9 protein-coding genes are annotated in these 20,640 nt (G+C 68.0%); 2 read left to right on the forward strand and 7 right to left on the reverse strand.

Annotated features, from left to right (window positions below; all coding sequences use genetic code 11):
- Positions 1-79: 79 nt before the first annotated feature.
- The gene (locus tag CEK65_RS08930; RefSeq protein WP_152181469.1) at positions 80-1,936 is read right to left on the reverse strand and encodes a sulfotransferase; all 1,857 of its coding nucleotides are present in this window, start codon (positions 1,934-1,936) and stop codon (positions 80-82) included.
- Between the two features lie 122 nt (positions 1,937-2,058).
- Positions 2,059-5,490, reverse strand: coding sequence for a PAS domain-containing hybrid sensor histidine kinase/response regulator (locus CEK65_RS08935; protein WP_152181470.1), 3,432 nt, complete (start codon positions 5,488-5,490; stop codon positions 2,059-2,061).
- 828 nt (positions 5,491-6,318) lie between these two features.
- On the opposite strand from CEK65_RS08935, the gene CEK65_RS08940 reads away from it, so the two are divergent.
- Complete coding sequence (locus tag CEK65_RS08940) at positions 6,319-8,745, forward strand: AAA family ATPase (RefSeq protein WP_152181471.1); 2,427 nt, start codon at positions 6,319-6,321, stop codon at positions 8,743-8,745.
- A 266-nt stretch (positions 8,746-9,011) separates the two neighbouring features.
- Positions 9,012-9,506, forward strand: a complete 495-nt coding sequence (locus CEK65_RS08945) for a gluconokinase (RefSeq protein WP_152181504.1) — start codon at positions 9,012-9,014, stop codon at positions 9,504-9,506.
- 240 nt (positions 9,507-9,746) lie between these two features.
- Here CEK65_RS08945 and CEK65_RS08950 read toward each other — a convergent pair whose 3' ends face one another.
- From CEK65_RS08950 to CEK65_RS08970, 5 genes are all read right to left on the reverse strand, one after another.
- On the reverse strand, positions 9,747-10,361 hold the full coding sequence (locus CEK65_RS08950) for a DNA-3-methyladenine glycosylase (RefSeq protein WP_152181472.1): 615 nt from the start codon (positions 10,359-10,361) through the stop codon (positions 9,747-9,749).
- A 382-nt stretch (positions 10,362-10,743) separates the two neighbouring features.
- A complete protein-coding gene (locus CEK65_RS08955) occupies positions 10,744-12,813 on the reverse strand; it encodes a S46 family peptidase (RefSeq protein WP_226980527.1) in 2,070 nt (689 codons plus the stop codon).
- Positions 12,814-13,301: 488 nt separating this feature from the next.
- A complete protein-coding gene (locus CEK65_RS08960; RefSeq protein ID WP_152181474.1) occupies positions 13,302-13,757 on the reverse strand; it encodes a hypothetical protein in 456 nt (151 codons plus the stop codon).
- A gap of 1,072 nt (positions 13,758-14,829) precedes the next feature.
- Positions 14,830-18,669, reverse strand: a complete 3,840-nt coding sequence (locus tag CEK65_RS08965; protein ID WP_152181475.1) for a translocation/assembly module TamB domain-containing protein — start codon at positions 18,667-18,669, stop codon at positions 14,830-14,832.
- Positions 18,666-20,447 carry an autotransporter assembly complex family protein gene (locus CEK65_RS08970; protein ID WP_152181476.1) on the reverse strand — a complete coding sequence of 594 codons (1,782 nt, stop codon included), beginning with the start codon at positions 20,445-20,447 and terminating at the stop codon, positions 18,666-18,668. The genes CEK65_RS08965 and CEK65_RS08970 overlap by 4 nt, the downstream gene beginning before the upstream one ends.
- Positions 20,448-20,640 lie beyond the last annotated feature (193 nt).

Raw genomic sequence — 20,640 nt, forward strand, 5'->3', positions numbered from 1 at the left:
GCTTCAAGCGCGGTACAGCGCACGCTGCGTTTTTGCCGTTCAACCAGCAGACGGGAACGGTTCAGACAACACGCAACACTCAGTCGACGCGGTAGTCCCAGCGTCGCAGGAACGGCTGCAGCACCGGCAGTACCGGTGCGAAGGCGTCGCAATAGGCGTGCCAGCGGTCCAGGGCCTTGCGGTTGATGCCCTCCACCACCTGCGCGTAGCTGGGCGTGCTGATGAAGCCCTTGGCGCGCGCGTGGCGCTGGAAGTCCAGCAGCCGCTCCGGCTGCTGCAGCTGCAGGAACTGCCCCAGACGCGCCACCTGCGCCTGCGGATCGGCCACCAGGTCCTCGTAGCGCAACTCCAGCGTGCGTGGCTGCAGCAGGGCGGCGTGGTAGAGCCAGAACTCCATCGCGTCGGCATAGCCGCGCGCCAGCCGCGGCAGGCTGGCACACAGCAGGGCGAATGCCGGCGAGCGGAACGCCTGCATGTAGCAGCTCAGCAGCACGTCGCAGGGATGGCGCAGCGCCAGGATCACCGGCGCCTCCGGGAACAGGCGCCGGATCAGCGGCAGGCGCAGCAGGTTCAACGGGTTCTTGTCGACCAGGCGCTGGCCCGGCTGCAGCTGCACCACCCCGCGCACCGCCTGCCAGTACTCGGCGCGCAGCGTCGCGCAGGCGGCATCGTCGAGCTCGCCCAGGCCGTCCGGCCAGGCCACGCCGCGCGCTTCCAGGCGGTCGGCCAGTCCCTGCAGGAAAGGCCGCTCGTCCATCGCCACCAACTGCGGGTGGGCGTCGAGCATCTGTTCCAGCAAGGTGGTGCCCGAGCGCGGGAAGCCGACCACGAAGATCGGCGAGTCGGCCATGGCCGGCGCGGTCACCGGCCACGCCGCGGCATGGCGTGCCGGATCCCAGCGGGCCTGCGCGACCGGCAATGGCGGTGCGTCCGCCGCCGCCAGCTCCGGCACCAGCGCGGCCAGGCCCTCGACCTGGCCGGCATGGCCCTGCGCGCAGGCATGCAGCGCTTCGTCGTGAAGGCCGAGGCGGTCGCAGACCCGCGCCAGCGCGAAGAACAGGTTGCTCTGTTTGCGCCGGTCGACCGCACTGCCATCGGCCAACAGCCCGCGCAGCAGCGCATGCGCCTGCTGCCAGTGGCCCTCGCGCATGGCCAGCACCGCCAGCGCATTGCTGGCGTCCTGGCGCACGTCCGGGTCGTCGATGCGCTCCGGCGGCGGCAGCTGCGCGGCGGCCTCGCGCGCCTGCGGCAGGCGGTTGGCGCGCTCGAGCACCAGCACCAGCCGCGACCAGGCCCGCGCCGGCTGCGCCATCGGTCCCTTGGCACAGGCGCGCAGCAGGTCGCAGGCGGTGTCGGTCTCGCCGCCCTGCGACAACAGCCAGGCCAGTTCCACGGTGGTGTCCGGATCCAGCGGCGGCCACTGCCGCCAGTCGGCGATCAGCGCCTGCACGCGCTGGAAGTCGCCGCACTCATGGCAGGCCATCGCCGCGTGCACGCACAGCGGCGGCGCCTGCGGCGCCAGCGCGTGCGCGTCGAGCAGGTGTTCGCGGGCTGCGGCGTAATCGCCGGCGTCCATCGCCAGCAGGCCGAGGTTGTGGTGCGGCAGCGGATCGTCCGGCGCCAGCGCGCGGGCGCGCAGATAGGCCTCGCCGGCCGGGCCGGGGTCGCCGGCCTCGCGCAGCGCCGTGCCGAGGTTGTTCCAGTGCGCGACCTCGTGCGGCTCGCGCTCGGCCAGCCTGCGGTACACGGCGGCGGCCGGCGCCGGCTGGCCCTGCATCTGCAGGCTCATCGCCAGCAGACTGCTGGCCAGGACATCGTCGGGGCGCTGCCGCAGGTAGGCGCGGGCACCGCGTTCGAGGGTCTGCGCCTGGCCGGCCTCCAGCGCCGCCAGCAGGTCCGGGAGCGGGGGGATCGCGGTGTCGTCCAGGGAGGTCATGCGCAGGCGGGTCGTGGGCGGTCCTCCACCTTAGCCGCCCGCCCGCGCCGTGCGCCACGCCGGTTGCGCCGACGGCTGCCACATAACCCATACATTGCCGTTACGAAGACGCGCGACCGCTCCTAGATCGGATCGTGGTAGGCGGTGAGGAACGCGCGCAGCGAGGCCGGCTTGACCGGCTTGGTCAGCAGCCGGTAGCCACGCTCGCGGGCCTGCAGCTTCAGTTCGTCGCGACCGTCGGCGGTGAGCAGCGCGCCGGCCACCGGCCCCGGCATCGCCGCGCGCAGCGCATCCAGCGTCTCCAGGCCGTCGAGCCGGTCGTGCAGGTGGTAATCGACCAGCATCACCTGCGGCGCGCACGCGGCCTGCGCCAGCGCCTCGTCGACGGTGCTGGCGCAGATCACCTCCACCTGCCAACGGCCGAGCAGCGCGCGCATGCCGTCGAGGATTTCCTGATCGTTGTCCACGCACAGCACGCGCAGCCCGGCCAGCGAATCGGCCGCGGCCGCTGCGCGTGGCGCGCGTTGCAGTGCCTGCGGCGGTGGCGCCGCCCGCGGCACGGTGATGGAGAACATGCTGCCGTGGCCGACGCGGCTGCGCGCATCCAGCTCGTGGCCGAGCAGGCGCGAGATGCGCTGGCAGATCGACAGGCCCAGGCCCAGCCCCTGCTCGCCCCAGTCGAACGGCTGCTGGTAGCGCTGGAACTCGTCGAAGATCTGCTGCATGTGGTGCGGCGGAATGCCGGGGCCGGTGTCCCAGACCTGCAGTTCCAGCGCCGCGCCGCGGCGGCGCATGCCCAGCACGATGCGGCCCTGGCGGGTGTAGCGCAGCGCGTTGGCGAGGAAGTTCTGCAGCACCCGGCGCAGCAGCCGGCGATCGCTGCGCACCCACAGCGGCCGCGCGTACACGTGCAGGCGCAGGCCGCGGCCGGCGGCGATCGGGCTGTACTGCGCGGCCAGTTCGCGCAGCAGCAGGCCGGCATCGACGTCCTCGATGGTCGGGCGCAGGCCGCCGGCATCCAGCCGCGACACGTCGAGCAGGCCGTCGAGCAGTTCCTCGGCCGCGCGCAGCGAGGCGTCCACGCGCTCGGCCAGATGCCGCTGCTCCTCGTTCTGGTGCGCATCGCGCAGGGCCGAGGCGAACAGGCGTGCGGCGTTGAGCGGCTGCAGCACGTCGTGGCTGATCGCGGCCAGGAAGCGGGTCTTGGACTGCTGCGCCAGCTCGGCCTCGCGCGAGCGATCGGCCACGCGCTGCTCCAGGGTCTCGTTGGCTTCGAGCAGCGCCTGCTCGGCGCGCTTGTAGTCGGTGATGTCGTTGTAGCTGGTGACGTAGCCGCCGCCGGGCAGCGGCTGGCCGCGCATCTCGATCACCTTGCCGTCGCTGCGGGTGCGTTCGAACACGTGCGGGGTGCCGGCGCGCATGTGCGCGATGCGGCGGGCGATCTGATCCTCCACCTGGCCGCCGCCGAGTTCGCCGCGCTCGGCGTTGTAGCGGATCAGGTCGGCGACCGGCCGGCCGACGTAGAGCATGCCGTCGGGATAGCCGAACATCTGCTGGTAGCGGCGGTTCCATGCGGTCAGGCGCATCGCCGGATCCACCACGCTGACCCCGGCGCTGATGTTCTCCAGCGTGGTGGACAGGATCTCGCGGTTGAAGCGCAGCTCCTGCCCGGCCTCGTCGAGCACCGCCACCACCTCGCCCAGGTCCATGCCCGAGCCGCGCAACAGGCTGGTCAGCACCAGACGCGCGGAGGCCGCGCCGATCGAGGCGGCAAGCAGGCGTTCGGTGAACTGCACCCAGACGCGGTCGGCCACCGCAGTGGGCTGCGGTTCGCGGCCGAGCAGTTGCGCCTGTTCGGCGAAGGCGCGGCGGGCATGGCGCTCGCCGACCATGCGCTCGGCCAGCGCCTGCAGATCGACCACGCGCACCTGCCCGAGCCAGTCGCCGGCCACCGCCGGGCGCTGCGAGTACGGCTCCAGGAACGGCGCGGCGCGCAGGCGCTCGTCCAGGCCCGGTCGCCAGCGCGCCGACACCAGCATCATCGTGCCGACGTTGACCAGCAGCGACCAGAACGTGCCGTGCGCCAGCGGATCCCAGCCGCTCATGCCGAACAACTGCTGCGGGCGCAGCCAGGAGATGCCGAACGGCCCATCCAGCAGCCAGGCCGGCGCCAGCCAGCCGGCCTGGGTCAGCGCCGGTAGCAGCAGCGTGTAAATCCAGGTGGCGAAGCCCAGCACCATGCCGGTCTCCACGCCCTTGCGGCTGGCGCCGCGCCAGTAAAGCCCGCCGATCACGCCCGGCGCGAACTGCGCCACTGCGGCGAAGGCCATCAGACCGTAGGACGCCAGCGTCGTGTCGTTGCTGCTGCTGCGGTAATAGCCGTAGGCGATCAGCGCCAGCAGCAGGATCGCAAGGCGGCGGATCCACAGCACCTTCGAGGCCACGTCGGCACCGGCCGCCTGGTGCCCGCGGCGGCGCAGCAGCACCGGCATCACCAGGTCGTTGCTGATCATCGTCGCCAGCGCGATGCTGGAGACGATGACCATGCCGGTGGCGGCGGAGAACCCGCCCACGTAGGCGACCAACGCCAGCGCGGTGCGGCTTTCGGCCAACGGCAGCGCCAGCACGATGCTGTCGTCGGCCACGTCGCCCCCGCCGAACAGGGCGATGCCGGCGGCGGCGATCGGCACCACCATCGCCGAGATCAGCACCAGGTACAGGCCGAACAGCCAGCGCGCCTTGCGGATGTCGCCAACGTCACTGCACTCCACCACCGCCACGTGGAACTGCCGCGGCAGGCACACCAGCGCCAGGAAGCTGAGCAGCGTCTGCGAGATGAAGCCCACCGGCGGGGTGTTCTGGAACAGCGTGCGTGCCGACGCCATCACCTGGCCGCCGTCGCGCACGGACAGCCACACGTAGGCGAACACGCCCACCGCCACCATCGCCAGCAGCTTCACCACCGACTCCAGCGCGATCGCCAGCATCATGCCGTGGTGGTGCTCGGTGGCATCGACCTGGCGGGTGCCGAACAGCGTGGCGAACAGCGCCATGCCCAAGGCCACGTACAGCGCCGGATCGGCATAGAACGGCGCACCGGCGCTGGACTGGCCGCTGAGCACCTGCAGGCTCATCGCCACCGCCTTGTACTGCAGCGCCAGGTACGGCACCACGCCGACCAGGGCGATCACCGCCACCAGCGCGGCCAGGCGCCGCGAGCGGCCGTAGCGCGAGGAAATGAAATCGGCGATGGACACGGTGTTCTCGCTGCGCGCGATCAGCGCCAGGCGCTCGACGATGCGCCAGCCGAACAGCAGCATCAGCAGCGGGCCCAGGTAGATCGGCAGGTAGCCGGCGCCGTTGCGCACCGCGCTGCCGACCGCGCCGTAGAACGTCCACGACGAGCAGTACACGGCCAGCGCCAGGCTGTACACCGCCGGCCGCAGCCACGGCCGCTCCGGGTACAGCGGACGGCGATCGCCCCACCACGCCACCGCGAACAGCAGCGCCGCATAGCCGACCGACACCAGCAGCAGGATCCAACTGGAAACCAAAGGCTAGCCCCCACGACGATGCGTGCAGTCTAGAGGGTGGGATGCGTTTCGGCGTAGTCGGGAGTTCGGGGCTCGCTGCGTCTCGCTTGGGCTGCGCGTGCACCGGGCTGGGCGCCGCGAGGCAGGTGCGGCGGCGGCGGCGCATACACGTAACCGCGCTTCCCTTGGCAGGCATACCCCAGGCTTTGCTTCTGCTATTTCTTTGCTGTTGATTTATGGGGTCCCTCGGCGCGGCAGCCACGGCGGGGTGTGCATGACCAGCCTTCAGCTGTGGAAAGCGCTTCTTTTGGTTTTTCTTTAGCAGAAGCAAAGCTTTCGCCTTACGGCGAGTTACTTTTCTTTGCTCGCGCAAAGAAAAGTAACCAAAAGAAAGCGCGCCCTGCCTACGCGCCCTCCGCGCTGCGCGCTCCGGGTCCGCGGCCAGCACGGGGATCCGCGGAAGGGGCATCCTGCCCCTGCCGCGGACGGCGCACGTCCATGTGCGCCGCCCTTCGGGTTTTTCCCCGCGCTGGCCGCCGCTTCGGAAGGGAACCCGGTAAAGCAAAGGCAACAACCAAAGCAACAGCAACAGCAACAGCCATCATGGAGCTGCAATCCATGCGTAGGAGCGGCTTCAGCCGCGACGAACGAAGCCACGATGGTCTCAAGACCCACCTCGCGCCTCGTGCCCTATCCTTTTCCGAAATGCTCTTCTCCCATGGCAGGCATCCTCACGCGCCGGTCTACCGCGTCCAGCACGGGCAATCTCCCACCCGCATCCACCCACCGCAGCCCCGCCAGCGCTCGGGCTAAGATGCGCGCGGTGACCACCTGCGCCTGCCCCCGCTGATGTCCGGCATCCCGGCCGCCGTGCCGACGCCCCCGCCGTCGCTGCAACAGCAGACGCAGCGCCTGCTCGCGCAGGTGCAGCAGGCGCAGTCGCGCCAGGCGCAGGCCGATGCGGATATCGAGCGGCATCTGCCGGCGGTGGACCAGGCCGTGGCCGCGATCAGGCGCCGGTTCGCTGCGCACGCCAGGATCGCGGCGCGGGCGGCGGTACGGCGCGAGCGCCGCCGCGCCTGGGGACCGGCGCTGCTGCTGCGGCCGCTGCTGCCGGATTGGCGCTGGCGCGCGGCCTTGATCGGCATGCTGGTGCTGGTCCTGCCGTGGACGAGCGCACACTGGCTGGGCGAGACGCGCAGCTTCCTCGTCTGGTGGCGCCAGGTCGGCCTGCACGGCGATGGCGGCCTGCTGCTGCAAAGCCTGCTGCCCTCGTTGCTGGCGTACGGTCTGCTGGTCGTCGCCGGTGCGCAGTTGCTGGCGTGGCACCACAGCCATGACGAGCGGCGCGCGCTGCAGACGTTCGCACGCCTGCCGCTGGCGCTGGTGCAGGTGGCCGATGCTGGGTCGCGCGATGCAGGGACGACGTATCCGGTGACCCGCGCGCCATGGCCGCAGCGCGCCCTGCACGGGCGCTGGTCCATTCCCGCCACGCAGGGCGACCTGTCCGCTGCGCGGCTGCTGGCCTTGCACGACGGCAGCGAGGACCCGCGCCTGCAGGCGCTGATCGTGCTGCCCGATGCCCCCCATGCAGCGGCCCTGATCCTCCTCGACGCCGATCTGGCCGCCAACGCTCCGCCGTCGCTGCAATCGCTGGCGCTGGCACTGGCCGAAGACGCCGCCGTCGATGTCGCACCGATCGCCGCGCTGCACGACCACGTGCAGGCCTGGGAGGTCGCGCGCGGCCAGCAACGCGCGCTGCAGCAGCGGCTGCAGAGCCTGGATGCGGTGCAACGGCACTGGGCCGACGTCGCGCTGCCCGACGCCACGCTCGACCAGATCCTGAAGCTGGTGGACCTGTTCGTGTCCGGGCGCCAGCCGGCACCCAAGGGCATGCTCCTGCACGGGCCGCCGGGCACCGGCAAGACACTGATCGCGCGCAAGCTCGCGCGCCACGCCGGCTGCCATTTCGAGGCGCTGGGCGTGGCCGACCTCAAGGCTGCGCACGTCGGCCATACCGGCCCCAAGGTGCAGGCGATCTGGCAGCGATGCCGCGAGCGCGCGCCGGCGATCCTATTCATCGACGAATGCGAAAGCGTGTTCGCGCGCCGCGGCGGCGCCGACAGCGACAGCTTCGGCGCCGAGCTGGTGCAGACCTTTCTCGCCGAGTGGGACGGCTTCCATGCCGCGCACGGCCAGGTGCTGGTGATCGGCGCGACCAACCGCCCGGCGCTGCTGGACGACGCGATCCTGTCGCGCTTCACCGCCAGCATCGCCGTCGGCCTGCCCGATGCCGCGGCGCGCGCGCGCATTCTCGGCGCCGAACTGCAGCGGGCCGGTTTCACGCTGGAGCCGGACGCGCAGGCGATCGCCGACAGCACCGGCCTGTCCGGTCGCGACCTGCACACGCTGGTCGCGCGCGTCGCCGCCGAGTGCGTGGACGGCACGCTGGACAACGCCACCCTGCTCGCGCACCTGCGCGCGCTGCGCGGCAAAGGCTCCACTGCCGTCGCCACGCTCGGCTGGGACGACATCGTGCTGCCGGCGGCCACGGTCGAGGAGTTCGTCGGCCTGGGCAAGGAGTTGCGCAATGCCGAGACCCTGGCCACGCTCGGCGTGCCGGTGCCGCGCGGCATCCTGATGGTCGGCCCGCCGGGCACCGGCAAAACCCAGGTCGCGCGGATTCTCGCCAGCCAGTCCGGGCTGGCCTTCATCGCCCTGAGCAGCGCCGACCTCAAGGCCGGCTACCTTGGGCAATCCGGCCAGCGCGTGCAGTCGGCGTTCGAGCGCGCGCGGACGCAGGCGCCGTGCATCGTGTTCGTCGACGAACTGGACATCGTCGCGCCGGCGCGCGGTGCCGACGGCGACGACGCCTTCACCCGCGAGATCGTCGGCCAACTGCTGCAGGAACTGGACGGCGTCGCCAGCCACGCGGGCCAGGTGTTCCTGCTGGCCGCCAGCAACCATGCCGCCGCGATCGACCCGGCATTGCTGTCGCGGCTGGATCGGCAGATCGTCATCGCCCTGCCCAACCACGCGGCGCGCGTCGCCATCGTCGCGCGCCTGCTGCGCGGCAAGCCCCTGGACCTCGACGCCGACGCCGCGGCGGCCTGGATCGCCGAGCGCAGCGAAGGCCAGTCCGGTCGCGACCTGCAGAACTGGATCAGCCGCGCGATGCGTCGCGCCGTTCGCCGCACCTTGCAGCACAGCGACGATGCGTCCGGCACGCGACTGCAGTGGGACGACCTGGTCGAGACGGCGAACGCGACGATGTAGACGCCTTGCGGGAAGATGCAAGCACGGGGTGCGGAACCAGGAGTGCCGGCTGGAGTCCCTGTGGGAGGGGCTTCAGCCCCGACGCCAGGATCCACACAGAACCCATTTGCCACGGCGCACATCTCAACAACAGCGCAAGACCCAGTACAGAAGCGCTGACGTCCACACGACGCCCACGCTGGCATCATGCGGGCGACCCCACGGGACCGCAGCGCGTGACTCACATCCCCTCATCCCCGCCGCAACGCGCCGAAGCCATCGTCGTGATGGGCGTGTCCGGCAGCGGCAAGACCAGCGTTGCCCAGGCACTGGCGGCCCACTACGGACTCACCTTCCTGGACGCCGACGACTTCCACAGCGCCGCCGCCAAGGCGCAGATGGCGCACGGCATTCCGCTCAGCGACGCGCAGCGCGCACCCTGGGTCGCGGCCCTGGCGCAGCGCCTGCGCGCATCGGTCGATGCCGGGCAGAGTGTCGTGCTGGCCTTCTCCGGCCTGCGCAAGGCGCATCGGCAACAACTGCGCGAGACAGGCGTGCCAATGCGTTTCGTGTTCCTGCACGCGGCCGCGCATGTCATCGCCGAACGCCTGGCCGCGCGGCATGGCCACTTCATGCCACCGGCGCTGCTGCAAAGCCAAGTCGACACGCTGGAACTGCCGCTGGACGAGGCAGACGTGATCTCGGTGGACGTGGACGCACCGTTCCCCACAGTCGTGGCCGATGCCATCGCGCAACTGGATGCGAGCGCCGCGATCGCCTAGCGTGTGCCTTGTCGGCATACCCTCAGCCATGCGCCCGTTTGTGGCGATGGTGACGCAGGTTGCCCACCGTAGTAACGGCGTCAGCCGCGACGAACGAAGCGAAGGTCCCTGAGCAAATGCGTTCGTCTCCGGGCCAAAGCGCCTTCCGTCACCACCGCATTGCGGCCTTTCACTCGTGACGGCGGACAAGGCGCCGACCTTCTTGCAGTGTGTAGTGCGACGATGCCTACAAGCGCCACGCTACCCACGCCGCCTCACCCGCCCCACCACGAAGCGCGACACGTTCGGCTCGTCGGGCACATGCCAGCGCCACGGCGCGTCCATCGCCTTGCTGATGCCGATCCGTGTGGTGACGACCGGCGTGGTCGGCGGCGGCGTCCCGTCCTGTCCCAGCCATAGGCGCGACTGCCGCGTGGTCAGGTCCAGCCCGTTGTCCGCACCCGTAACACCCAGCGCCTTGGCCAGGCGCCCCGGCCCACGGGTGAGATCGGCGGCGCGCACCGCGCCGCGTGCCGACTGCATCGCCTCGATACCGGCCACAGGCGCCAAGGCGCGGATCAGCACCGCATGCCCCGGCGCGCCACCGCATACCGCATTGAGCGCCCAATGCATGCCGTAGATGAAGTACACGTACAGATGTCCAGGCGGGCCGAACATCACCCGCGTGCGCGGGGTCATGCCGCGAAACGAATGCGCCGCCGGATCCTCTGCACCGCAGTAGGCCTCCACCTCGACAATGCGCCCGCAGCGACCATCGGCTGTGACAAGCAGCTTGTTCAACAGCTTCGGCGCCACCACGCGGGCATCGCGGGCATAGAACGCACGCGGCAAGGGCTTGGCGACAAGCAACTCCATGCGATCAGTCTAAGCCCTGCAGCGAGGTCGCTTCGTGAGTCACCACCGGTGCATCCGCATCTCCACGGTCTCAATCGAACACGTCATCTCGCCAACCGCAGCGCATGCTGTCGCTTGTGGGAGGGACTTCAGTCCCGACGCATGGAGGTTTCCAGGACCACGATCATCTTCCTGGTCTCCGATCGCGGCAGCGCAGCGCGGTGAGCGGTGACGAATTCCTCTATTGAGGCAGCGCCCGAGCCGCAGAGCATGTTCGGCGCTGTGACGGCGAGCGGACTGCACCAGGCCACGTGGCCGTCGCATCAGGACAAAGCACATCACATGCCCTGCCCGATTTCGCTCGAATCAACGCCAACGACGCCCGCATCCTCAACCTGCCCAATCACTCCTGCGGAACGTTCAACTCCTTCAGCAGTTGCGGCGCCGGATACACCTTGGCCATCAGCCAGCGCAGATAACGCATGTCCACATGGATCGCACGCTTGTAGCGCGGGTCGTACCACCAGCTGGCGCTGACTGCCTCCCAGTTGCTGTCGAAGTTCAACCCGATCAGCTCGCCGCGCGCATTGAGCACCGGCGAGCCGGAGTTGCCGCCGGTGGTGTCCAGGTTGGTCAGGAAGTTCACCGGCTGCGTCTTCGACTGCGAATCGGCGGTGCTGCCGAAGTCGCCCTTGGCGATCGCCGCCAGCAGCGGCTTGGGCGCATCGAACGGCTCCTTGCCGGTGTTCTTCTCGACGATGCCGGCCACCGTGGTCAGCGGCGCGAAGCTGACCGCATCGCGCGGCGCCAGCGGCTCCACACGACCATAGCTGATCCGCAGCGTGCTGTTGGCGTCCGGATAGACCGCACGGCCCTGCTGCTTTCGCCAGGCGAACAGCGCACGCATGTAGGCCGGGCGCAACCGCAACTGCTCGCCCTCGCGCGCCTTGCGCTCGTCGTCCAGCCGCAGCTGCGCCGGCACCAGCGTGGCGGCCAGCGCCAGCAACGGATCGGCCGCAGGCGCCTTGCCCTCGCGCGCCGCGGCAAAGCGCGACAGCCGCTCGGCCTCGGTGCCCAGCGCCGTGCCGGCATAGGCCTTGTCCAGCACCGCCTGCAATTGCGCCGGGGTCCGCCCGAACGCCGCATCGAACTCCTGCAGCCGCTGCGCCTCCGGCAGTTGCTGGTAACGGGTCAGCAACGTCGTCAGCAGCGCCTTCTCCACGGTCGGCGCATAGCGCCGCTGCACCTGCTTGAGCATGCCCTCGATCAACGCCAGGTCGCGCTGCTGATAGCCGCTCTCGCGCCGATCGTCGGGCTTGCCCGCCTCCAGTCGCAGCCGCTCCAGCGTCAGCGCCGAGCGCAGCGCCTGGGTTTGCGTGGCGATCAAGCCCAACAGCAGATCGCGCTCGCGCAACGCCGACGCCTGGCCAAGTGTCTTCTGCAATGCCGCGATATCGCGTGCATCGCTACCGTGGGTCGCCGCAAGCATGCCGCGTTCGTCCTCCGCACGCAGCCGCACCGCATCGCTGCGCTGCAGCCCTTCCAGTTCACCGGCGGCCCGCTTACGGTTGTTCTTCAGCGATTGCAGCTGCGACGCGTAGCGCGTGCGCGCCTCCGCATCGGCCTTGCCCGCCGCCTCGATCACCCCGATCAACTGGTCCAGCACCGCCACCCGCTGCGGCAGCGTCGCCTCCACCTGCTCGGCGAACTCGGCCGCCGTGCGATGCCGGTAAGTGACGCCGGGGTAACCGGCCAGCATCGCGAAGTCGCCGGCCTTCGGCCCATCGGTGGCGATCTGCAGATGCGCCGGCGGCTGGTAGGGCACGTTATCGGTGCTGTAGTCCGCCGGCTTGCCGTCCTTGCCCACGTAGGCGCGCAGCAAGGTGAAATCGCCGCTGTGCCGCGGCCACATGAAGTTGTCGATCTCGTCGCCATAGTTGCCGATCGCCCGCGGCGGCGCATATACCAGGCGCACGTCGCGCAGCTCCAACTGGCGGATCCGGTAGAAATCGGTGCCGTAATACATGTTGGCGACACTGCAGCGCACCCCGGCCTCGCGCTCGCAGTCGGCGACGATGCGCTTGCTCGCCGCATCCACCGCGTCGTAGTAGGCGCGCCCGGTCTTGCCCTTGGCCGACCCCAGCACCTGCTCGGTGACCTTGTCGAAGCCCACCGTCACCAGCACCCTGAAGTCAGGATTGGCCGCCCGCTCGTCGGCGCGATCCCGCGCGATGAACCCGTTCTCGATCAGGTTCTCCTTGGCCGAGGTGTTGTACTGAATCACCCCGTAGGCGACGTGGTGATTGGTCAACAACAACCCGTCCCCGGACACGAACGCCCCGGTACCGCCCCCGACCTTCACCACCGCACTCAATGGTGGCTGGGTCACCTCCGCCAACGTCTGTGGATCGCCCTGGAAGCCAGCCTCGTGCAGCGGCTTGGCCAGCTCCGGCATCTGCGACGGCATCCACATGCCTTCGTCGGCGTGGGCAGTGGTGGTGAGGGCTAGGCTTAGAGTGAGAGATGCGGCAAGGCAGTTGGGCAAGGGCATGCAGAGGTCGAGGCAAAGAACATGACCGCGACCTTAGCCGGCCAATGCGATCGCAGCAACCAAGACGCCGATCCATTCATCGGTGGGTGTGATCTTTACCAAGAAAGATCCAGAATGCTTGAGACAAAAAATAGCGCAGGGTCAGCTCACTTCCTAAGCCCCTATACACAAATTCCTGCTATTAATAAATGAACCCGACCCCATTACTCCGCAAGAAAATGCACTATGACCCCTGTTCTCCTTACCTGTTCTCCTAAGCGTTGCCCAAAGCCAAGCAGCGAGCGATTTTTCAGGTGCTGGATTCGATCATCGCTGCGCATCAGTAGCCACACAAGACAACCCAAAAAACAACAAGGCCCGCAGCGACGCGGGCCTTGTCGTGACCGTGCCGAAATCATCCAACAAGTTCTTTAGTCGGCATTTCGCCTCTTAAAGCACCACACCTTCTCGATGTAGATCGAGCCGGCTGGCTTCTCGCCGCCACGCCAAACATATATCCCTGAAACATCCACTGAGAAAACTCTAATCGCACGGTCTGAAAGTTTTCCTGCCACAGCAACATCGAAACGCCGTATACTCTCCACATCCAATTTTGACTCTTCAGCGTCAAATGGGATGACAACCACTGAGGGGCATTTCGGATCAGTGATTACGCTTCGCTCTAGCAGATCACTGGTAAAAATCGCTCGGACTCGTACTTGCGCTCCGCTGGCCTCCTTCCCTCTCTGTGTCAACTCGCAAATTGAAGAAATGGCGGCGCCGGAATGTCCAGACATAGGCCGCAGTTCAGTTGCCATCGCGATTGGTGGCAATTCAATCTGGACAGCAAGACTGAAAGCAACAGCAAGGAGTCGATTCAGTTGCATGCAGGATTTCCTTGACACCATGTATCGGTTGAAGCATCAGTACCAGCGGCAACTTCTTGCGGAGTAGAAACCCCGAGATTCATGCCTAAACCCTGCCCGACAGCGGCCTGAGTCTGATACTTATTCATTTCAGTCCTATATTCCGTCGCTCTAGAGTTCGGGCACCCAACTCTCTGATAGTCAAGCTCGTGGCGCCCCTCATGAGCCAGTGCCGCCGAACCTCTCGCATTGCCAATATCACCGGCAGATTTTCCCGGATTTGCACGCAAGTACGCCGACGAAAAACTCGCATCTGCTTTAGATCAATTTTGATGTTTACATTAGACTCTGCGCTAGCCAACGTGTTCTTCGCAAACGATAAAGGAGTGATCATTACTCCACTCTTATCCCCAACCTTTCCAAGGTAATTTGATACAACATCGAGCTTCTTGCATCTATCAGACTTAGGGCTGAGAGAGGCAGCAAGTTTGGCAGGAATGGGCATGGAACGGTTCAGGAACAAGACAGGGCTCGACCTTAGCACCCGGCTTGTAACAGCCAGCCTTATTCGCATACTGGGAGCACGCGACAACGCCTTCTCATCGAAACGCTACCGAAGCCGTTGCAGTGAGCACACGATGCATGCGTCACCGTTTGAGGGTCATCTTCTTCTTTGAAGATCTTCAACGACCCTATACAGAAATCTAGTGACCGCTAGCGCGTCAAAGAATTTACCGTCCTTGACGCCTGTAACAGGCATCAGCACCTCTCTACCCGAGGAAAGTCGAACGAGCAAACTTAGGCTCTTTTTCTCATTAGGAAGTGAATGGTAGAGAATTTCGCCATATTTGACTTGAAGCACTTCCGTACTTTCCCTCCACGCCATCCCCTCGGAGAAGAACGCGACGTCTCCAACATGCTCGGCTCGATTTCTATAGAGCCCAATAAATTCACCAAGCGACACGTCTCTGAACTCTTCGGGGATAGAGCAAGCTTCCCTCGATGTAACGAAATTTTCTAGTGGGCGCAAAATCCTGTGTGCGCGGCTTTGGGGGTTCATGAGAACTCGATAGATCCGTTGCAGGAGGTGGCTCTATTTTTCTTTCCGCCAATTCACCGACCCACGGTTCTCCACCGTGCTCGATTCCACCTCGGCGTCGAAGCCGCGGCCCAGCAGATATTTCAGCGTCAGGACCGAGCCGCTGCCGATCAGCGACACGCCGTAGCTGACGTAGAGTTTCGGCGAGAGATATTTGCCGAAGCCCACCACCGAGCCGCCGAGGGTGCGCGACTGGCTGACGCCAGCGTCGTCGAAGCCGAGCCTGGCGCCGAGTTGCGAGGCGAGCAGGCCGCTGCCGGCCGACAGCGCGCTGGCCGCGGCGGTGACCTGGTCGGCTTCGGCGCTGCTGGTGTTGCTGAGGCTGCGGCCCAGCACCAGGTAGGACATCGCCTCCGATTGCGACATCGACGGGTCCGACCACACGTCCGCGTGCGGGGCGGTGGCGCGGCCGGTGACGTCGATGCCGGCGGTGACGTCGCCGACCTGGCGCTGCGCGCGGATGTTGATGCGCGGGTCGGAGACGATGTTGTTGCTCCAGGTGAGCTGGCCGCGGGTGATGGTCAGATCCTGCCCGTACGCCTTGTACTTACCGCTGACGTCCAGCCCGCCGGTGGCGGTGGTTTCGCGGCCCGGCCGCGAGCGCACCTGCATGGCGCCGGTCAGCGCACCCTTGAGGCCGAAGCCGGCCATCTTGACCTGGTCGCCCAGGGTCACGCGCAGGTCCATCTCCAGCGGCGAGGTCGGCGTGGCCTCGGGGTCGGCCGGATCCAGCACCACCACGTCCTCGGACAGCGAGGTGCCGCGATCCAGCCGCTCCAGGTCGATGTCGGCCGAGGGCACGGTGACCTGGCCGCTCAGCATCATGGTCTTGTTGGCGATGCCGAACTGCAGGTCGGGGTTGGCCACCGCGCGCAGTTCGGCGGTGTTGGACACCAGCACGTTGGTGCCGCGGATGTTCAACTGCAGCGGCGTGCGGTCGCCGTACCAGGACAGCCCGCCATCGACGTTGAGCGTGCCTTCGCCGGACTTCACCGAGGCGACGATGCGCGCCGAGCCGTCCGGCTGAGCGTCGAAGCGGCCCTTGCCTTCGCTCAGGGTCAGGCCCAGCGCCGGCAGTTCGCCGGTGAAGTTGCTGAGCGTGGCGTCGCCGCCCATCGCCGGCTGCGAGCGGGTGCCGCGCAGGCTGACGTGGCCTTCGACCAGCCCCTTGGGCCGCACCAGATCGGGCGAGAACAGCTCCAGCCAGTACAGCCGCGCCATGTTCATGTAGATCTCGCCGGTCAGCGGCGCGTACGCGTCCCAGCCGGTGTCGACGGTGGCGTCGACGAAGCCGTCGCCCTGGAAGCCGATGCCGAGCTTGGAATGGATGTGCTGGGCGCTGAAATCGGTGACGAAACTGAACTGGTCGTAGCGCAGCAGTTCGCCGCGGGCGTTGTCGCCCAGGCGCAGGCCGCCTTCGCGCGAGGCCAGGCGCAGCGAACCCTGCCAGGCGTTGCCCGCCGGCTTGAAGCTGCCGTCGATGGACAGGTCGCCGCGCAGGTACATCTTGCGGCCGCTGTTGGGCGGCAGCCACGGCTGCACCAGCGCCAGCGGCAAGGCATCGCCACGCAGGGTCAGGCCCTGCTTCGGCCAGTCGGCGGACACGCACAGTGCGCCGCCGCTGCCCGGAGCCAGGCAGCTCTCGGACAGGCTGAAGGCGCTGCCGGCGACGCTGAAATTGGCCGGCTGCCGCAGCTGCCACGGTTCGCCCTTGGCCGGGGCGATACGCAGCGTGTTCAAAGCGCCCTGCCAGCGCGCGCCATCGCGGCGCACCTGCCCGGCCAGGGCCAATGCGCCCATGTCGTTCTCGGTCTTGGCATCGAGTTGCAGATTCTCGACCGCGCCGCGCGCATCCACGCTCAGCGTCTGCAGCAGCACGCCGGCATTGATCGCACTGCCGCGCAGGGCCAGTTCGCCGCCATTGCCGCGCCAGGGCAGGCGACCGCGCAGGCTGAGGCTGTCGGCACTGTAGCTGTCCCACTTCAGGCCGTTGCCGGTGAGGTCGGCGGTGAGATCGGGCGCGTCGCGGCGGCCCTTGACCTGCACGCTGCCGCGCAGGCTGCCGGCGCCGCCAGGCAGCAAGTCGGCCAGTTGCAGCGGTTGCAGTTGCGCGTCCACGTCGAGCTGGTCGCCGACCTTGCCCTGCGCCTGCAGGCGGCTGTCGCCCAGGCTCAGTTGCAGCTTTCCCTCGCCCTGGCTGCCCTGCAGGGCGAGCTTGGCGTTGGCGTCGAGCGGGCGGCTGCGCAGGCGCCCGTTCAAACGCGGGATGTCGAGCGTGGCCTGATAGCCGGCGGCGCTGCCGTCCGGCCGCGCCGGCAACTGCTTGCCCTGCGAGGCGAAGGTGCCCGACAGCTTGCCGTCCCAGCCCGGTGCGAAGTAGCCCGGGTCGAACCCGGCCAGCGTGCCTTGCACGTCCCAGTTCAACTCCGGCACCCAGGCCACGTTGCCGCCCAGGTCGAGGGTGCCGCTGGGCATGCTCGCGCGCACCTGCTTCAGCTGCGCCTGGCGATCGTCGCCGCGCACGTCCAACTGCAACTTGGCGCTGTCCTTGCCGCGGGCAACGGTGGCTTCGCCGTAAGTGGCCCACTGTTTCATCGTGCCGGCCACGCCCAGGTTGGCCTCGACCAGCTTGATCGGCACCGCCGGTGCGTCCGGGGTGGACGGATCCGGCGCGGTGGCGAAGCTCATGCCGCTGGCGTTGACCGCAAAGCGCAGCTGCGCATTGTCCGGGTCGCGCAGATCGGCGGTGCCGCGCAGGCGCAGCTGTCCGTCGAACGCGCGCAGTTGCAGCGGCGCGACGGTGAGCACCTGGTTGTCCAGGCTCAGGTGCGAGGGATCGAGTACCAGCTTCTGCCCGTCGCGCGACAGCTCGCCCTGCAGATCGGCGTTGCCGCCCTTGCCCTTGGCGCGCAGGTCGAAGGCCAGCGGCACGGACGCCGGCGCGTCGTCGGCCGGCGGCACCAGCAGCGACGGATCCAGCGCCTTGCTGCTGGCGGCGAATTCCCACACCGGGTCGGTGCGGCCGGTGAACACCAGCGTGGCGCGCAGCGGCGCCGGTGCGTTGCCGGCAATGGCCACCTCCATCTTGTCCAGATCGCCGCGCGCGACCAGGCCCAGGCGCGCCGGGGTACGTCCGCGCGCGGCCGGCAGCACCGCGCTGGCGGTGAGGTCGGCCTTGTAGTCCTGGCCCGGCAGGTAATCGCCATTGACACGGAAATCGCCGCGGTCGCTGGTCACCACCACCTGGGTGGCACGGAACTCGCCGCTGGCCACTTCCACCCCGCCGCGCAGCGTGCGAATGTCGATCATCGGCTGCTGCGCCTGGGTGATGCGCAGGCCGTCGATGGCGATGCGGTCGGCCTGCAGCGCCAGCGGCACTTCGATCTGCGGCAGCGACTGCGGCCAGCGCGGCAGTTCGAACGGCTCGTTGCTCTTGGCCAGGTTGAGCGTGGCGTTGGTCAGTTCCAGCGCATCCAGTTGCAGCTTGCGCCCGAGCAGCGGGCGGATGTCCGGATCGAGGTAGGCGCGCTCGGCGGTGAAGTGGATCTCGTTGTAGCGGAAGTCCAGGTTGTGCAGGGTCAGCGGACCGGCCAGCGGTCCTTCGGCTCGTTCCCAGGTGAGCGTCGAACCGGCCGGCAGCCGCGCCACCACCTGCGCCAGCAGCACGTCGCGCCCGGCCACGGTCTGCAGCAGCCAGTACAGCGCAATCGCCGCCAGCAGCACCAGGCCGGCGACGGTCAGCGCCGAGCCCCACCAGAAGCGCTTGCGCCGATAGAAGCGCGGGCGCCGCGGCGGCGGTGCGGTGGGCGACGTCGGCTCGATCGGCGCGCTCACAGATTGGCTCCGATGTTGAGATAGAGCTGGAACTGCGAGTCGGGATCGTTCAAGCCATGGGCGATGTCCACCCGCACTGGGCCGACCGGCGAGCGCCAGCGCAGGCCGAAGCCGACGCCGGTGTGCCAGTCCGGCGTGTCGTCGAAGGCGCTGCCGCTATCGACGAATACCGCGCCGCCCCAGGGCCCGCCCTTGAAGTAATGCTCGTACTCGGCGCTGCCGGTGAGGATGTGCTTGGCGCCGAGCGCGAAACGGTCCGGCCGCGGCGTGCGCGGGCCGACTTCTCGGAACGCATAGCCGCGGATGCTGTTGTCGCCGCCGGCGAAGAACCGCAGGCTCGGCGGCATCGCCACCAGCGCGTCGGTCCAGGTACTGCCGGCTTCGCCGCGCAGGATCAGGCGGTCGTTGTCGCCGATGCCGTGGAACCAGTTCACCCGCATGTGCGCCTGCACGAAGCTGGCATCCGAGCCCACACCTTCGGCGCCACCGCGCAGGCTGATGTTGCCGCTGAAGCCCTTGCGCGGGAACACCTTGTCGTCCACGCCGACGTAGTCGGCTTCGATCTGCGGATAGAACAGCGTCGAGGTCTGGTACAGCGCACCGTCGAAGACCTCGTCGGTGGCGTAGCGCCAGCGTTCGCGCAAGGCGTTGATCGAGGCGATCGCGGTCCAGTGCTCGTTGATCTGGCCGCTGCGGCTGCCGGTGAGCTTGACGTTGCGCAAGTCGATGTAATCGGTCTGCTCGTCGTAGACGCGCAGCGAGGTGGTGTACCAGCCGTCGAGCCAGCGGAACGCCGGGATCCGGTAGCTGGTGATGAAACTCTTGCGCTTCTGCGCGTAGTCCAACTGCGTGCTGAGCTTGTGCCCGCGCGCGTTGACGTAGCGGCGGTCCACGCCCAGGCGCACGCCGGCGCCGCTCTCGCTGCCGTAGCTGAGGCCGGCGGTGTAGATGCTGCGCTTGGCGCGGGTGAGGTTGACGTCCACCGGCACGTCGCCGTTGGCGTCGGCTTCTTCCGGCTTGGGCTGGATGTCGATGACGCTGAAGTAGTCGAGCTTGACCAGCGACTCGCGCAGGCGGTCGAGCTTGCCCTCGTGGTAGTAGCTGCCTTCCTTCCAGTACACCAGCGGATCGAACAGCGTCTGGTTGAAGTAGTCCTGGTGGAAGCGGATCGGACCCATGTTGTAGCGGCGGCCGCTGTCCCAGCTCAGGTCGATGTCTGCGGCGTGGTCGGCGCGGGTCACCTCGACCTTGCGCTGGGTGAAGTCGGCATCGAAGTAGCCGCGCTCGGCCAGGCGCCGGGTGATGGTGACCTTGCTGGTCTCGTAGACGCTGCTGACGAAGATGTCGCCCTTGCGCGGGCGGAAGTTCTTCAGGTCCTCGCCCAGGTAGCGGTCGTCCTCGGCCGGGCCGGTGATGCCCACCTGGAAATTGCGCACCCGCACCGGCTCGCCCTTGTCCACGTGCACCACCACGGTCAGCTTGTCGTCCTGGCGTGGCGCGTCGACGGTGATCTTGGGAGTGAAGTAGCCGAACGGCTCCAGCGCCTGCCGGGTCTGGCGTTCGGCCTGGCTCAGCAGGTACTCCAGGCGCGACTCGCCCTGGTCCTTGCCGATGGCGTCGTACAGCGACAGCGAGACCTGGATATTCTCGATCATCGCCGCGTCCTCGTCCTTGTTCAGGCCCTGGATCTGCACCTTTTCGATGACGCCACGGGCCTCGGCGAGGCCGGCCAGGGAGAGCAGGGACAGGAAGGTGGCGAGACGGGGGATGGGTCGCATGGGCGTCAGAATACCGGCACCCCATGTGAAGCTGTTAACTAGACGTTTGTTACATGTGACCGGGATGTCGGGGGCGGCGGCCTTTGCGCGGGGATGTTTCGCGGTTCCAGACCCAAGGCAGCGATGCGTCTGCGTCACGAGTCGCCCGCCGAAGGCGCCGCTTGCCAAGCCGCTGCTGCGGCGCCACGCTGGC

The sequence above is a fragment of the Xanthomonas sp. LMG 12459 genome, from assembly GCF_009192905.1.
Taxonomy (GTDB): domain Bacteria; phylum Pseudomonadota; class Gammaproteobacteria; order Xanthomonadales; family Xanthomonadaceae; genus Xanthomonas_A; species Xanthomonas_A sontii.

Coding starts and splice junctions, on each gene's coding strand:
- CEK65_RS08930 (WP_152181469.1), bottom strand. CDS start 1,936: ATGACCTCCCTGGACGACACCGCGATCCCCCCGCTCCCGGACCTGCTG.
- CEK65_RS08940 (WP_152181471.1), top strand. CDS start 6,319: ATGTCCGGCATCCCGGCCGCCGTGCCGACGCCCCCGCCGTCGCTGCAA.
- CEK65_RS08960 (WP_152181474.1), bottom strand. CDS start 13,757: ATGCAACTGAATCGACTCCTTGCTGTTGCTTTCAGTCTTGCTGTCCAG.
- CEK65_RS08955 (WP_226980527.1), bottom strand. CDS start 12,813: ATGTGGATGCCGTCGCAGATGCCGGAGCTGGCCAAGCCGCTGCACGAG.
- CEK65_RS08945 (WP_152181504.1), top strand. CDS start 9,012: ATGGGCGTGTCCGGCAGCGGCAAGACCAGCGTTGCCCAGGCACTGGCG.
- CEK65_RS08970 (WP_152181476.1), bottom strand. CDS start 20,447: ATGCGACCCATCCCCCGTCTCGCCACCTTCCTGTCCCTGCTCTCCCTG.
- CEK65_RS08950 (WP_152181472.1), bottom strand. CDS start 10,361: ATGGAGTTGCTTGTCGCCAAGCCCTTGCCGCGTGCGTTCTATGCCCGC.